Source organism: Novosphingobium sp. AAP93 (assembly GCF_001296055.1).
GTDB lineage: Bacteria > Pseudomonadota > Alphaproteobacteria > Sphingomonadales > Sphingomonadaceae > Novosphingobium.
In genome coordinates, this window is sequence record NZ_LJHZ01000036.1 from 1 (window position 1) to 15132 (window position 15132).

Genomic DNA, 15132 nt, shown 5'->3' on the forward strand with positions numbered 1-15132 from the left:
ATGTTCGAGCTCAACCCCAACACACCCTCCCCTAACCCCTCCCGCAGGCGGGAGGGGAACTGTGCAAGGTAGCCCCCATGAAAGCCGCCATCCTCGAAGCCGCCGGCCAGCCGCTCGTCATCGACCAGCTCACCGTATCGAAGCCCGGCCCGCATGAAGTGCTGATCCGCACCGCCGCTTGCGGCCTGTGCCATTCGGACTTGCACTTCATCGAAGGCACCTATCCGCACCCGATGCCCTGCGTCGGCGGACACGAGGCGGCCGGCATCGTTGAGGAAGTCGGCAGCGAAGTGCGCACGGTGAAGAAGGGCGATGCCGTCGTCACCTGCCTCTCCGCCTTCTGCGGCCACTGCGAGTTCTGCGTCACCGGCCGCATGGCGCTCTGCCTCGGCGGGGATACGCGCCGCCGCCCAGGCGAGGCCCCGCGCCTTACCCGCTCAAGCGACGGCAGCGTGGTGAACCAGATGCTCAATCTCTCGGCCTTCGCCGAAATGATGCTGATCCACGAGCATGCCTGCGTCGCCATCAATCCCGAGATGCCGCTGGACCGCGCCGCCGTCATCGGCTGCGCCGTCACCACAGGCGCGGGCACGATCTTCAACGCCTGCAAGGTCACGCCGGGTGAAACCGTCGCAGTGATCGGCTGCGGCGGCGTCGGCCTCGCGACGATCAACGCGGCCAAGATCGCCGGCGCCGGCCGGATCATCGCCGCCGATCCGATGCCGGAGAAGCGCGAACTCGCGATCAAGCTCGGCGCCACCGACGTGGTAGATGCGCTCGATCCCGATGCCGCCAAGCAGATCGTCGAGTTGACCAAGGGCGGCGTCGATCACGCGGTCGAAGCCGTCGGCCGCCCCGCCTCGGGCGATCTCGCGGTCGCCTCGCTCCGCCGCGGCGGTACCGCCACGATCCTCGGCATGATGCCGCTCCAGCACAAGGTCGGCCTCTCCGCCTTCGATCTGCTCTCGGGCAAGAAGCTGCAGGGCGCGATCATGGGCATGAACCACTTCCCGGTTGATCTCCCCCGCCTCGTCGATTTCTACATGCGCGGCCTGCTCGATCTCGACACCATCATCGCCGAGCGCATCCCGCTCGAAGGCATCAACGAAGGCTTCGAGAAGATGAAGGCCGGCCACTCTGCCCGCTCGGTGATCGTGTTCGACTAGTCCAATCAACAGGAAACCCCGGGACACAACCGGGGTAAAGGGGAGCAGGCTGCGGCAGGACGCGGCCTCACCAACGGGAAAGACCAATGACCGAAGCTATCGACGCCCAGGCCGCCTTCACCGGCACCGTAACCCCCGAAGGCGCGGACAAGCTCGACGAAGCGAAGCTCACCGCTTGGTTCGAAGCCAATGTCGCGGGCTTCACAGGCCCGCTCACCGTTTCCAAGTTCAAGGGCGGCCAGTCGAATCCCACATACCGGATCGATGCGCCGTCTGGCCCCTATGTCCTGCGCCGCAAGCCCTTCGGCAAGCTGCTCCCCAGCGCGCACGCGGTGGACCGCGAATACAAGGTGCAGGCCGCGCTCGCCCCCACCGGCTTCCCCGTCGCCCCGCAATATGGCCTCTGCACCGATGACGATGTCGTCGGCAGCTGGTTTTACGTGATGGGCTGCGTCGATGGCCGCACGATCTGGGACGGCGCCATGCCAGGCGCTTCGCCCGAAGAGCGCCGCGCGACCTATTTCGCGATGGTCGACACCCTCGCCGCGCTCCACAGCGTGGACGTCGATGCCGTCGGCCTTTCCGATTTCGGCAAGCCCGGCAACTACTTCGGTCGCCAGGTCGATCGCTGGACCAAGCAGTACCGCCTCTCCGAAACCGAACGCATGGAGCCGATGGAGCGCCTGATCGAGTGGCTCCCGCGCACTCTGCCCGAACAGACCCGCACCAGCGTCGTCCACGGCGACTACCGCATCGACAACATGATCTTCGCCCATGGCGAGCCCAAGCCGCTCGCCGTGCTCGACTGGGAACTCTCGACCCTGGGGGATCCCCTCGCCGATTTCACCTATTTCTGCATGGCCTGGTCCACCGACAACGGCGGCCGCTCGGGCGTCGCCGACCTCGACCGCGCCGCGCTCGGCATTCCGGAGCTCGACGAAGTCGTCGCGCGCTACTGCGAGAAGACGGGGCGCGACGGTCTCCCGGGCATGGACTGGTACCTAGCCTACAACTACTTCCGCCTCGCCGGCATCATCCAGGGCATCAAGAAGCGCTACCTCGACGGCACCGCCAGCAGCGCCCACGCCAAGGCCATGTCCGACCGCGTCGGCCCGCTGGCGGATACAGCGTGGGAGTATGCGCTGAAGGCAGGGGCCTGAAGGTCAACCCCATTTTCGCAAAGTGCAAATGGGGAGGTGGCAGCCCGAATGGGTTGACGGAAGGGTAATGGCGGAAGGGATCAGACCCATGAAGGGAAGCGGATGAACGAACCAGCAGCGCAAGCATCAAGATCCCAATCGCTGCACCTCGTCCTCGCGGTCCTGCTCGTCGTCTACATCTTCAACTTCCTCGATCGCCAGATCGTCAACATACTCGCCGAACCGATCCGCCGCGATCTCGGTCTGTCCGATACCCAGATCGGCCTGATGACGGGGATCGCGTTCGCGGCGTTCTACACTTTCCTTGGCATTCCTATCGCTCGCTTCGCCGACAAGCCTTCAACCAACCGCGTAGGGCTGATTGCCGGCGCGCTCGTCATCTGGTCAGCCATGACGGCGCTGTGCGGCCAGGCGCAGAGCTTCCTGCAATTGCTCCTCGCCCGCATCGGCGTCGGCGTGGGCGAAGCCGGCTGCTCGCCCGCTGCCCATTCGCTGATCGCCGATCTCGCCCCACCCGAAAAGCGCGCCTCGGCTATGGCGAACTATGCGCTGGGCATCCCGGTCGGCACCCTGCTCGGGATGCTGATCGGCGGACTGCTCGCCGATTCTTGGGGCTGGCGCATGGCTTTCGTCGTGGTGGGCCTTCCCGGCATCCTGCTTGCAGCTGTAGTCCTGCTGCTGCTGCGCGATCCGCGCTGCGCCAAGGCCTTGCGCAGTGCGCCGAGCCCGCATCTGCCCCGCACCCTGTCCAACCGCGAAGCGCTGGCCGAAATCCTCGGTTCGCGGGCCTATGTGCTCGTTGTCGCGGCAGGTTCCGCAGCCGCTTTCCTCAGCTATGGCAAAGCGACCTGGACGACGATCTTCTTCCAGCGCACCCACGGCCTCAGCGCGGGCGAAACCGGCTTCTGGTTCGGCATCTGGGGCGGGATTGCGGCCATCGTCGGTACTTTTTCCGGCGGCTGGCTGGCCGACCGTTTCGGCAAGGTCAATCGGCAGCACGTCCTCACCGCCCCCGCCATCGGATTTGCCGTCGCTGTCCCGCTCGCCATCGCTTCCTATGTCATGACTGACTGGCGCTGGGCGCTCGCGCTGCTGATGATCCCCACCCTGCTCAATTCGCTCTACTACGGCCCCTGCTTTTCGAGCGCACAAGGCCTCGTGAAACCCGAAGCCCGCGCCATGGCCAGCGCGGTCCTGCTTTTCAGCCAGAACCTCATCGGGCTCGGCCTCGGTCCGCTCTTCTTCGGCATGCTGTCGGACTGGATCAAGCCGGTTGCCGGTGACGAAAGCGTGCGCTGGGTGCTATATGGCGCAGCGGTGATCGGCTTCGTCCCCGCCTTCTTCTTCTGGCGCGCCTCGCTGCGACTCAACGAGGAACTGGACCGCAAGGGCCCCTAGGCATGCCCCCTTTGCCCGGCGCGGCTCATCGGTTACCGCGCCGCAATGCCTGCCCCGCTCACCGTCGCCGCCCTCTACCGCTTCGCTCGCTTCGAGGACCCGGCTGCCCTGCGCGCGCCGCTCCTCGAACTTGCCGAAGCGCAAGGCATCAGGGGCACGCTGATTCTCGCCCGCGAAGGCATCAACGGCACCATCGCCGGCACCACCGAGGGGATCGCGGCCATCATCGCCCACATCCGCGCCCTGCCCGGCTGCGCGGGCCTTGACGTGAAGTATTCCGCCGCCAGCGAAATGCCCTTCGGCCGCCTCAAGGTCCGCCTGAAGCGGGAGATCGTCACGATGGGGCAGCCCGACATCGACCCGCTGGCGAGCGTCGGCACCTACGTCGCCCCGCACGACTGGAACGCGCTTATCAGCGATCCCGAGACCATCGTGATCGATACGCGCAACGACTACGAAGTCGCCGTCGGCACCTTTGCGGGCGCGATCAATCCCGAGACCCGCTCCTTCCGCGAGTTCCCCGCCTGGTTCCGCGCCGAACGCGAACGACTCCTAGGCAAGGGCAAGCAGCCCAAAGTGGCAATGTTCTGCACCGGCGGCATCCGCTGCGAAAAATCCACCGCCTTCCTCAAGGCCGAGGGGGTCGAGCAGGTCTACCACCTCAAGGGCGGCATCCTGCGCTACCTCGAAGAAGTGCCCGCCGAAGAGAGCCTCTGGCAGGGCGAATGCTTCGTGTTCGACGAACGCGTCGCCCTCGGCCATGGGCTGGCCGAGGGCGAGCATGTGCTATGCAAAAGCTGCGGCCGGGCTGTGCCGGCGGGCGAGAGCTGCGCCTGCACCGCAAGCTGACCTGCCCCTCCCCCGCTCGGGGGAGGCCGGGTGGGGGTAACAAGCGCTCGAACCGCAAGCGCCGTACCCCCTCCCCCAACCCCTCCCCACCGGGGAGGGGGCATCCCGGCTCAGGCGACCGAAAACGTCAGCGCCCCATCCCCCTCGTCGATCCGCACCGTGCTTCCATCGGGGACCTCGCCCCCCAGCAGCCGCTCGGCCAGCGGGTCCTGCACATAGCGCTGCACCGCGCGCTTCAGCGGCCTTGCGCCATAGACCGGATCGTAGCCCACCCGGCCCAGCCAGCGCTTCGCCGCTTCGGTGAGGTCGATCACGATCTTGCGATCCTTCAGCAGCGCCTGCACCCGCGCCACCTGCAGGTCGACGATCGGCGCCATGTGCTCGTGGCCCAGCCGGTGGAACAGGATGATCTCGTCCAGCCGGTTGAGGAACTCCGGCCGGAAGTGCGCCCGCACCACATCCATCACCTGCGGCTCGACGCTCGAGACATCCTGCCCTTCCTCGAGGTTCGCCAGATACTGGCTACCCAGATTCGAGGTCAGCACGATCAGCGTGTTGGTGAAGTCCACCACGCGGCCCTGCCCGTCGGTCAGGCGGCCGTCGTCGAGCACCTGCAGCAGCACGTTGAACACGTCCTGATGCGCCTTCTCCACCTCGTCGAACAGCACGACCTGATAGGGCCGCCGCCGCACCGCCTCGGTCAGCACACCGCCTTCGTCATACCCGACATAGCCCGGAGGCGCGCCGATCAGCCGGCTCACGGAGTGCTTCTCCATGAACTCGGACATATCGATGCGCACCATGGCGTTGTCGTCATCGAACAGGAATCCAGCGAGCGCCTTGGTCAGCTCGGTCTTGCCAACGCCCGTGGGGCCGAGGAACAGGAACGAGCCCAGCGGCCGGTTCGGGTCCTGCAGCCCCGCCCGCGCGCGCCGCACGGCCTTGGAAACCGCCACCACCGCATCGCGCTGGCCGATCACCCGCTTGCCGATGATCTCTTCCATCTTGAGCAGCTTCTCGCGCTCGCCCTGCAGCATCCGCTCGACCGGCACCCCGGTCCAGCGGCTGACCACCCCGGCGATGTCGTCCGCGGTCACTTCCTCGCGCAGCAAGGCGTTCTCGGCCATGCCCTGCGCTTCGGCGAGCTGCTTCTCCAGCTCGGGAATCCGGCCATAGGCGAGCTCGCCCGCCTTGCCGAGATCGCCCTGCCGCTGCGCCTGCTCCAGCTCGATCCGCGCCGCATCGAGCGCTTCCTTGATCTTGCCTTCCGCCGCGATCTTGTCGCGCTCGTTCTGCCAGCGCGTCGTCAGTTCCGCCGACTGCTGCTCCAGGTTCGCAAGCTCCTCGCGCAGCGCCGCCAGCCGGTCCTTCGAGGCACTGTCGCTTTCCTTGGCGAGCGCCATTTCCTCGATCTTCAGCTGGATGATCCGCCGGTCGAGGTTCTCGATCTCCTCGGGCTTGCTCTCCACTTCCATGCGCAACCGGCTGGCGGCCTCGTCCATGAGGTCGATCGCCTTGTCCGGCAGGAAGCGGTCCGCGATGTAGCGGTTGGACAGCGTCGCCGCCGCGACAATCGCGCCGTCGGTGATCCGCACGCCGTGGTGCAGCTCGTACTTTTCCTTGAGGCCGCGCAGGATCGAGATGGTGTCCTCCACCGTCGGCTCGCCCACGAACACCGGCTGGAACCGCCGCTGCAGCGCGGGGTCCTTCTCGACGTACTTCTGGTACTCGTCGAGCGTCGTCGCGCCGATGCAGTGCAGCTCGCCGCGCGCCAGCGCCGGCTTCAGCAGGTTGCCCGCATCCATTGCGCCTTCCGATTTGCCCGCGCCGATCAGCGTGTGCATCTCGTCGATAAACAGGATGATCTCGCCTTCCGCGCCTTTCACCTCGTCGAGCACGGCCTTGAGGCGCTCCTCGAACTCGCCGCGATACTTCGCGCCCGCGATCAGGCTGCCCATGTCGAGCGCCATCAGGCGGCGGTGCTTGAGGCTGTCGGGCACGTCGCCATTGGCGATGCGCAGCGCGAGGCCTTCCGCAATCGCGGTCTTGCCCACGCCGGGTTCGCCGATCAGCGCCGGGTTGTTCTTGGTCCGCCGCGCGAGGATCTGGATCGTCCGGCGGATTTCCTCGTCGCGCCCGATGACGGGGTCGAGCTTGCCCTCGCGCGCCGCTTCGGTGAGGTCGCGGGCATACTTCTTCATCGCCTCATAGGCGTTCTCCGCCCCCGCGCTGTCCGCCGTGCGCCCACCGCGCAGCGCAGTGATCGCCGCTTCGAGCGCCTGCGCCGTCACATTCGCGGCCTTCAAGGCCTGCCCGGCCGCAGTGGTAGTCGCCAAGGTCAGCGCCACGAGCATGCGCTCCACGGTGACATAGGCATCGCCGCTCTTGGCCGCGATCTGCTCCGCCGCGTCGAGCACGCGCACGGCATCGTTGTCGAGGCCGGGCGTCTGCTGCGCCCCGCCGCCCGATACCGCCGGGATCTTGGCCAGCGCCTTGTCCACTTCGGCCAGCGCGACGGATGCCGTACCGCCGGCACGCTGGATCAGCCCCGATGCCATGCCCTCGCTGTCCTCCAGCAAGGCCTTCAGCAAGTGCTCGGGGCCAATCCGCTGGTGGCTGTTGCGGATGGCAACGGTCTGCGCCGCCTGCAGAAAGCCCTTGGCGCGGTCGGTGAATTTCTCGAGGTTCATGGTGCGAACGTCCTCCTATGGCATCAGAGGTAGTGTGTCATTTCGGCCACACAAGGAGCTGGATCAAAATTCCATGGTCGTTCGTCGAAGGTTTCATGCATCCATCCTGCATTTTGGGAAAGCGTATCGCTGCCCAAGATCTGGACCGCATTGGCTCCCCGTCGGTACCGGACCGACGTTCGTCGGGCGCTCACTGTCCTACAGCCGGCGAACTCGCTATGGTTCTCACGATGACCTTTGGCCGCGACACCCTGCCAAACCTGATGATCGCCTCAGTCGATCAAAACGCCCGCACTAATCGAACCGAGTTATTCCTCAGGACTGTGTCAACCGTGTCAACCCCCACCCCGAGTAGGCCAAGCGTCTCTCGAATCGATTTTGCTTCTGTTCAGCCGCGCCATGCTCTGGAACAGAGCACGCATCCCTTCCCGCGCGACCGCCAACCGGTGGTCCGCCCCAGCTGCAGGATCACCATGCCCCGTTCGTTGATGGCCTCCCTCCTCGCGCTTCCAGTCCTCCTTGCCGCCGTCCCTGCGCTGGCTGCCGATCCGGCTGCTCCCGCAATCAAGGCAGCGCCGGTCGCCGATCTCGTCAAGGCGGTCGACATCCCCTACGAGCGCTTCACTCTGCCCAACGGCCTCACCGTCCTCGTCCACACCGATCGCAAGGCGCCGGTCGTCGGGGTTTCCGTCTGGTACAAGGTCGGCTCGAAGAACGAACCGCGCGGCAAGACCGGGTTCGCCCACCTCTTCGAGCACCTGATGTTCAACGGTTCGGAAAACGCGCCGGAAGACTTCTTCACCCCGCTCAAGGAAGTGGGCGCGACCGACGCAAACGGGACGACCTGGTTCGACCGCACCAACTATTACGAGACAGTACCGACCGCCGCGCTCGACCGTGCGCTGATGCTCGAGAGCGACCGCATGGGCCACCTGCTCGGCGCGGTCACGCAGGAGAAGCTCGATAACCAGCGCGGCGTCGTCCAGAACGAGAAGCGGCAGGGTGACAACGCGCCCTTCGGCCTGATCGAGTACGAAGAGTACGAGACGCTCTACCCCGCCGGGAATCCCTATCACCACACCACGATCGGCTCGATGGCGGACCTCGACAGCGCCAGCCTTGCCGACGTGAAGGGCTGGTTCCGCGATCACTACGGCCCTAACAACGCGATCCTCGTGCTGGCTGGCGATATCGATGCCGCCACCGCCAAGGCCAAGGTCACCAAGTGGTTCGGCGCGATCCCCGCCGGCCCCGCCGTCCAGCCGGTCAGCGTACCGGTGCCGACGCTCCCCGCCCCCATCGCCCGCACCGTGCAGGACCGCGTCGCCACCACCCGCGTCTACCGCATGTGGGCGATCCCCGGTCTCGACAACCCCGACTACCTGCCGCTGCAGGTCGGCGGCCTGATCCTCGGCGGCCTCGCCAGCTCGCGGCTCGACGATGCGCTGGTGCGCGGCGCGCAGACCGCCGTGTCCGCCTCCGCCCACGCAGATGTCTTCGCGCAGGGCGGCCAATTCATCATGGAAGCCGATGTGAAGCCAGGCGCGGCCCCCGCCAAGGTCGGCGCAGCGCTCGATGCCGAGCTCACCCGCCTGATGACCGAAGGTCCAACGGCAGACGAGCTCGCCCGCGCCGCCACGTCGTTCGCCGCCAGCGAGATCCGCTCGCTCGAATCGGTCGGTGGCGGCGGCGGCAAGGCCGCTACCCTGGCCGAGGGACTGCTCTATTCGGGCGATCCGGCCAACTACCGCAAGGAACTCGAAGCCGCGGCCAAGCTCACCCCAGCTGCGGTGCGCGATGCGCTGGCCAAGTGGCTCAAGCGCCCGGTCTTCGCGCTGACGGTCGTGCCGGGCAATCGCACCGGCGGCGGCGAAGCGCGCGGCGGTGATGCGGCGCTGCCTCCGGCCGCCCCGGCGTCGGCCGTGACCGCAGCAGCGGTGACCACCGCGGATGCCGACCGCAGCAAGATCCCGTCCGGCGGCGAAGTCCCCACGCTCGATTTCCCCGCCATCGAGCGCACCAGCCTCAAGAACGGTATCAAGGTCGTCTTCGCCCGCCGCAGCGCGGTGCCGGTCGTCTCGGTGCGCGTCTCGTTCGATGCGGGCTACGCCGCCGATCCCAAGGACGCGCGCGGGACCACATCGCTGCTGCTGCGGCTGATGAACGAGGGCACCACCAGCCTCGATTCCTCCGCCCTCGCCCGCGCCAAGGAAACGCTGGGCGCCTCGATCAACGGCGTCGGCCTGCCCGATTCGACCGCATTCGAACTCAACGCGCTGGTGCCCAACCTCGCGCCCTCGCTTGATCTCCTCGCCGATTACGTGCGCCACCCCGCTCTCGATCCGGCGGAGCTTGAACGCGTGCGCGCCCAGCAGCTGAGCACGATCCAGTCCGAGCGCACCGACCCTTATTCGCTCGCCAGCCGCACGCTCTACCCGGCGATCTACGGCCCGGCCCATCCCTATGGTTATGCTCCGACGGGCACAGGCGAAGCGGATGTGGTGAAGAAGCTGACCCGCGCCGATCTCGCCGCCTTCCACGCCCGCTGGCTGCGTCCCGACCGCGCGACGATCTATGTCGTGGGCGATACCAGGCTCGCCGATGTGGTTCCACTACTCGAAAAGAGCTTCGGTGATTGGCCGTCGAACCGCATGGCCCCGCCGGTCAAGGACTTCTCCTCGCCGATCCCCACACCTGCCCCGCGCATCGTGCTCATCGACCGGCCCGGCTCGCCGCAGTCGATGATCGTCGGCGGCGAAGTCATCGCGGTCAAGGGCACCGACGACACGGTCACCCTGCGCACCGCCAACGACGTGCTCGGCGGCGATTTCCTCAGCCGCATGAACACCAACCTGCGCGAGACCAAGGGCTGGTCCTACGGTGTCGACAGCGCGATCAGCGACCGTGCGGACCGGTTGATCTTCCGGATCATCGCCCCCGTCCAGACCGATCAGACCGGCCCCTCGATCCGCGAACTGCAGGGCGAAATGACGCGCTATCTCGGTGCCAAGGGCACCACACCGGAAGAGACCGCGCTCGCCACCCAGGGCAGCGCGCGCGAACTGCCCGGCGCGTTCGAAACCTCGGGCGCGGTCCTCGAAGGCGTGGCCAAGATCGAGACCTACAAGCGTCCGGACAACTACTACGCCACGCTTCCGGCCCGCTACCGCGCAATGACGCCCGCCGACCTCGACGCGGCGGCGCGCAAGATCATCGATCCCAGCCGCATTGTCTGGGTCGTCGTCGGCGACGCGGCCAAGGTCAGACCGCAGCTCGACGGGCTGGGCCTGCCAGTGGAAGTGCTGAAAGCGGAGTAAGGCGCGCTGGGCGAAGCCGGCCTCAGGCCAGCTTCGCCTTCAGCACTTCGTTGACGAGCTGCGGATTGCCCTTGCCCTGCATGGCCTTCATCGTCTGACCGACGAAGAAGCCGAACAGGGCTTCCTTGCCGCCCTTGTACTGCGCGACCTTGTCACCATTCGCAGCCAGCACGGCATCGACCGCCGCCTCGATCGCGCCGGTGTCGGAAGTCTGCGTCAGGCCCTCGCGCTCGACGATCACGCCCGGGGCGTCACCCGTCTCGAGCATCTTCTCGAGCACCTGCTTGGCCGCGCTGCCCGAGATCGTGCCCTTGCCGACGAGCGCCAGCAGTTCGCCGCCCGCTTCCGGGCTGACCGGGCTTTCGGCAAGGCCCTTGCCCAGCTTGTTGAGCGCGCCGAACAGTTCGGACGTCAGCCAGTTGGCCGCCTGCTTGGCGACCTCGCCTTCCGGCTTGCCGTGCTTTGCCGCGCTTGCCGCGAGCAGCGCCTCGAACCAGCGCGAGGTCTCGACCTCGGCGGTCAGCACGCCCGCGTTGTAGGCGGAGAGCCCCAGCGCGGTTTCATAGCGGTGGCGCTTGGCATCCGGCAGTTCGGGCAGGCTGGCGCGGCATTCCTCGACGAAGGCATCGTCGAGTTCCACCGGCAGCAGGTCCGGATCGGGGAAGTAGCGGTAGTCGTGCGCGTCTTCCTTGCTGCGCATGGAGCGGGTCTCGTTGCGGTCCGGATCGTAGAGACGGGTTTCCTGCACGACCTTGCCGCCGTCCTCCAGCAGCGCGACCTGGCGTTTGGCTTCCTGCTCGACCACGGCCATCACGAAGCGCACCGAGTTGACGTTCTTCGTCTCGGTCCGCGTGCCGAAGGGCTCGCCCGGGCGGCGCACCGAGACGTTGACGTCCGCGCGCATCGAGCCCTGATCCATATTGCCGTCGCACGAGCCGACATAGCGCAGGATCGTGCGCAGCTTGGAGAGGTAGGCCCCCGCTTCCGCCGGCGAGCGCATGTCCGGCCGGCTGACGATTTCCATCAGCGCCACGCCAGAACGGTTGAGGTCGACGTAGGACATCGTCGGGTGCTGATCGTGCATCAGCTTGCCCGCGTCCTGCTCGACATGGATGCGCTCGATCCCGATGGTCTTGGTGCTCTCGGGGTTCTTGTCGTCGAGCTGCACCTCGATCGCGCCTTCGCCCACGATGGGGTGGTAGAGCTGGCTGATCTGGTAGCCCTGCGGCAGATCCGCGTAGAAGTAGTTCTTGCGGTCGAAACGCGACCACTTGTTGATCTGCGCATTGATCGCGAGGCCGGTGCGCACGGCCTGGCGGATGCATTCCATGTTGGGCACGGGCAGCATGCCCGGCATCGCCGCATCGACGAGGCTGACCTGCGTGTTGGGCTCCGCACCGAACGCGGTCGCCGCGCCCGAGAAGAGCTTCGCCTGCGTGCTGATCTGCGCATGGACTTCAAGGCCGATCACGACCTCCCATTCACCCGTTGCGCCCTGGATACGATAGTCGCTCATGCTTACCACCACTTCGCCGGACGGGCGGTGAACCCCGCGCGGCTTTCGATTGCCAGACCCGCATCGAGCACGCCCTGTTCATCGAACGGGCGGCCGATCAGCTGGAGCCCCAGCGGCAGACCCAGCCGGTCGAGACCCGCAGGCACCGACATGGCGGGAAGGCCTGCCAGCGAGGCGGGCACGGCGAACACGTCGTTGAGGTACATCGCCAGCGGATCGCTCACCATCTCGCCAAGGCCGAAGGCGGCGGTCGGCGCCGTGGGGGCGAGGATCACGTTGACGGTCTGGAACGCGTTCATGAAGTCGCGGCTGATCAGCGTGCGGACCTTCTGCGCCTGCGTGTAATAGGCATCGTAGAAGCCCGCAGAGAGCACGTAGGTGCCGATCAGGATGCGGCGCTTAACTTCAGCCCCGAACCCGGCGGCGCGGGTAGCCGCGTACATGTCCTGCAGGCCCGCACCCTGCGGCAGATCGCGCAGGCCATAGCGCACGCCGTCGTACCGAGCGAGGTTCGAGGAGGCTTCAGCGGGGGCGATGATGTAGTATGCGGGCAGCGCATACTTGGTATGCGCGAGGTTGATGTCGACGATCTCGGCGCCCGCATCCTTGAGCCACGCGATGCCTTCGTCCCACACGCGGGCGACGTCGGCGTCCATGCCGTCCATGCGGTATTCGCGCGGGATGCCGACCTTCTTGCCGCGCAAGTCGGCGTTCAGATTGGCTTCCCACTCCGGCACGGGCAGATCGAGGCTGGTCGAATCCTTGGGATCGAAACCGGCCATCGCTTCCAGCATGATCGCGCAATCGCGCACGTCGCGCGCCATCGGGCCTGCCTGATCGAGGCTGGACGCAAAGGCGACGATGCCCCAGCGCGAGCAGCGTCCGTAGGTCGGCTTGATCCCCGAAATGCCGGTGAAGGCGGCGGGCTGCCGGATCGAGCCGCCGGTGTCGGTGCCGGTCGCGGCAGGCGCAATGCGAGCCGAAACCGCCGCTGAGGAGCCGCCCGAGGAGCCACCGGGCGCGAGCTGCGCATCGCTGCCTTCACGCCGCCACGGCGAGATCACGTTGCCAAACGCGCTCGTCTCGTTCGAGGAGCCCATCGCGAACTGGTCGAGGTTGAGCTTGCCGAGCATGCCCGCGCCCGCATCCCACAGCTTCTGCGAAACGGTAGATTCGTATGGCGGGACAAAGTTGCCGAGGATGTTCGAGGCGGCGGTGGTCTTGGTGCCCGTCGTCGCGAACAAGTCCTTCATGCCGATCGGCACACCGGCCATCTTGCCGAGCGGCTTGCCCGCCGCGCGGTCTGCATCGACGGCAGCAGCGGCTTCAAGCGCCTTCTCGGGTGTCAGCGTGATGAAGGCGTTGAGCGCGTCCTGCGCTTCGGCGACGGCAGCGTTGAACGCGCCAGCCACTTCGACTGCAGTAAAGTCGCCCTTCGCCACGCCCTCGCGGATCGCGGCGACGCCAAGGTCTGTAAGCTCCGTCATGCCAATTCTATCCCGACGACCGCGCCAACATGCTTCGACAAGCTCAGCATGAGCGGGAACTGGACTGAAACAAGAATACCGCTCGTGCTGAGCTTGTCGAAGCACATGGGCGCAACGCTTGCATCAACCATCATTCGATCACCTTGGGCACGCCGAAGAAGCCATGTTCACCGGCGGGCGCGTTGGAGAGCACCTTGTCCCGCACATCGCCGCCGGTCAGCGGATCGGCATTGACGACATCGTCGCGCAGGCGCTGCTTGTTGGGGATCACCGCCGTCATCGGCGCGATCCCTTCCACATTCACTTCACCGAGCTGCTCGACCCACGCGAGGATGCCGTTGAGTTCGGGCACCATCGCCGCGATCTCGTCATCGGCCACCTTGATGCGGGCCAGCGAGGCGATCCTGGCCACCGTGGCGGTGTCTACGGACATGGCTGTCTTTCGCTAGAACTGGGGCCGGCGGATCATTCCACCGGCCGGGAATTGGATCAGGGCTGCGGCGCCGATTCAGCGCCGCCCTTCGGCGCGCTGCCCATCTGCTGCTGCAGCTGTTGCAGCATCTGGCGGCGCTGCTCGATCTCGGCCGCGCTCTTGAAATCGAGCAGTTCGACGTCGAACGTCAGGTCGCTGTTGGCGGGGATCACCACTTCACCCGTCGAGGGGTTCTTCTGATCCTGCGCGCCATAGGCCATCGCAGCCGGGATCACGAGCTTGTACTTGCCGCCGCGCTGCATCTTCTGCAGACCCTTGCTGAAGCCGGGGATCACGCCCTCGACCGGCATGGCGACCTTCTCGCCCTTGTCGAATTCCTTGCCGTTGGCGAGGTGGCCGGCATAGTTCACCAGCACGACATCGCCGAGCGTCGGCGATGGGCCCGAGCCCGCCTTGAGCGTTTCGACGACGAGACCCTGATAGCGCGTCGACCAGGCAGCCGTCGCGCCGATCAGCAGCGCGAGAATCACGCCGATCCAGATGCGGGTGAGCGATCCCTTGCCGACCGGCTGGAGCGGAACGCGGGTGATTTCCGACATGTCTTCCCCTTTTGCGGAGCCTGCGGGCGGCTCCAATCTGAGGCCCGAACGCGAGACGGCGAGAAGCCGGACAAGCGAAAGGGCGCCGCGAATACGGCGCCCTCTTGGCCCAGCCGGACCCTTATCGCAAGAGGCTTAGGGGCAGAACGCGCTGCCCCGACAGCAGCTTACTTGCCGCCGTCGCGCTCAAGCCGCTTGCGCTCCATCTTGCGGGCGCGGCGCACAGCGGCGGCCTTTTCGCGGGCGCGCTTTTCCGAGGGCTTCTCAAAGTGACGGCGCAGCTTCATCTCGCGGTACACGCCTTCACGCTGCAGCTTCTTCTTGAGCGCGCGGAGGGCCTGGTCGACATTGTTGTCGCGAACGAGAATCTGCATAAATCGCTACACCTCAATGCTGATGGCGAGAGCCCGCCCACGCGGGAGTCACCTTGAATTTATGAAATAGATAACGGGCCGAATCCGACGGGATCGGCTCCAACGGGGCGCCCGCTACCAAAAGAGGCCCGCCAAGGCAAGCA

Annotated in this window: 11 protein-coding genes; 5 read left to right on the forward strand and 6 right to left on the reverse strand. The window is 66.5% G+C overall.

Going from position 1 to position 15132, the window contains the following annotated elements:
• Positions 1-77 precede the first annotated feature (77 nt).
• From IP83_RS07575 to IP83_RS07590, 4 genes are all read left to right on the forward strand, one after another.
• Positions 78-1166: a Zn-dependent alcohol dehydrogenase gene (locus IP83_RS07575; RefSeq protein WP_054121610.1), complete on the forward strand. Its 1089-nt coding sequence runs from the start codon at positions 78-80 to the stop codon at positions 1164-1166.
• 86 nt (positions 1167-1252) lie between these two features.
• Positions 1253-2326 (forward strand): phosphotransferase family protein, encoded by a 1074-nt coding sequence (locus IP83_RS07580; RefSeq protein WP_054121611.1) that lies wholly within the window; start codon positions 1253-1255, stop codon positions 2324-2326.
• 102 nt (positions 2327-2428) lie between these two features.
• A complete protein-coding gene (locus tag IP83_RS07585) occupies positions 2429-3724 on the forward strand; it encodes an MFS transporter (protein WP_054121612.1) in 1296 nt (431 codons plus the stop codon).
• A gap of 45 nt (positions 3725-3769) precedes the next feature.
• Positions 3770-4573 (forward strand): rhodanese-related sulfurtransferase, encoded by an 804-nt coding sequence (locus IP83_RS07590; RefSeq protein ID WP_082364578.1) that lies wholly within the window; start codon positions 3770-3772, stop codon positions 4571-4573.
• Between the two features lie 110 nt (positions 4574-4683).
• Here IP83_RS07590 and clpB read toward each other — a convergent pair whose 3' ends face one another.
• On the reverse strand, positions 4684-7263 hold the full coding sequence (gene clpB / locus IP83_RS07595; RefSeq protein ID WP_054121613.1) for an ATP-dependent chaperone ClpB: 2580 nt from the start codon (positions 7261-7263) through the stop codon (positions 4684-4686).
• A gap of 488 nt (positions 7264-7751) precedes the next feature.
• Here clpB and IP83_RS07600 point away from each other — a divergent pair, with 488 nt between their 5' ends.
• Positions 7752-10580 carry a pitrilysin family protein gene (locus IP83_RS07600; RefSeq protein ID WP_231624957.1) on the forward strand — a complete coding sequence of 943 codons (2829 nt, stop codon included), beginning with the start codon at positions 7752-7754 and terminating at the stop codon, positions 10578-10580.
• Between the two features lie 22 nt (positions 10581-10602).
• Here the strand turns inward: IP83_RS07600 and gatB are convergent, their stop codons facing one another.
• From gatB to rpsU, 5 genes are all read right to left on the reverse strand, one after another.
• Positions 10603-12096, reverse strand: a complete 1494-nt coding sequence (gene gatB / locus IP83_RS07605) for an Asp-tRNA(Asn)/Glu-tRNA(Gln) amidotransferase subunit GatB (protein ID WP_054121614.1) — start codon at positions 12094-12096, stop codon at positions 10603-10605.
• 2 nt (positions 12097-12098) lie between these two features.
• Positions 12099-13583 carry an Asp-tRNA(Asn)/Glu-tRNA(Gln) amidotransferase subunit GatA gene (gene gatA, locus IP83_RS07610; protein WP_054121615.1) on the reverse strand — a complete coding sequence of 495 codons (1485 nt, stop codon included), beginning with the start codon at positions 13581-13583 and terminating at the stop codon, positions 12099-12101.
• Positions 13584-13713: 130 nt separating this feature from the next.
• Positions 13714-14016, reverse strand: coding sequence for an Asp-tRNA(Asn)/Glu-tRNA(Gln) amidotransferase subunit GatC (gene gatC, locus IP83_RS07615; protein ID WP_054121616.1), 303 nt, complete (start codon positions 14014-14016; stop codon positions 13714-13716).
• Positions 14017-14072: 56 nt separating this feature from the next.
• The gene (locus tag IP83_RS07620) at positions 14073-14615 is read right to left on the reverse strand and encodes an FKBP-type peptidyl-prolyl cis-trans isomerase (protein ID WP_054121617.1); all 543 of its coding nucleotides are present in this window, start codon (positions 14613-14615) and stop codon (positions 14073-14075) included.
• 167 nt (positions 14616-14782) lie between these two features.
• Positions 14783-14989 carry a 30S ribosomal protein S21 gene (rpsU, locus tag IP83_RS07625; protein WP_054121618.1) on the reverse strand — a complete coding sequence of 69 codons (207 nt, stop codon included), beginning with the start codon at positions 14987-14989 and terminating at the stop codon, positions 14783-14785.
• Positions 14990-15132 lie beyond the last annotated feature (143 nt).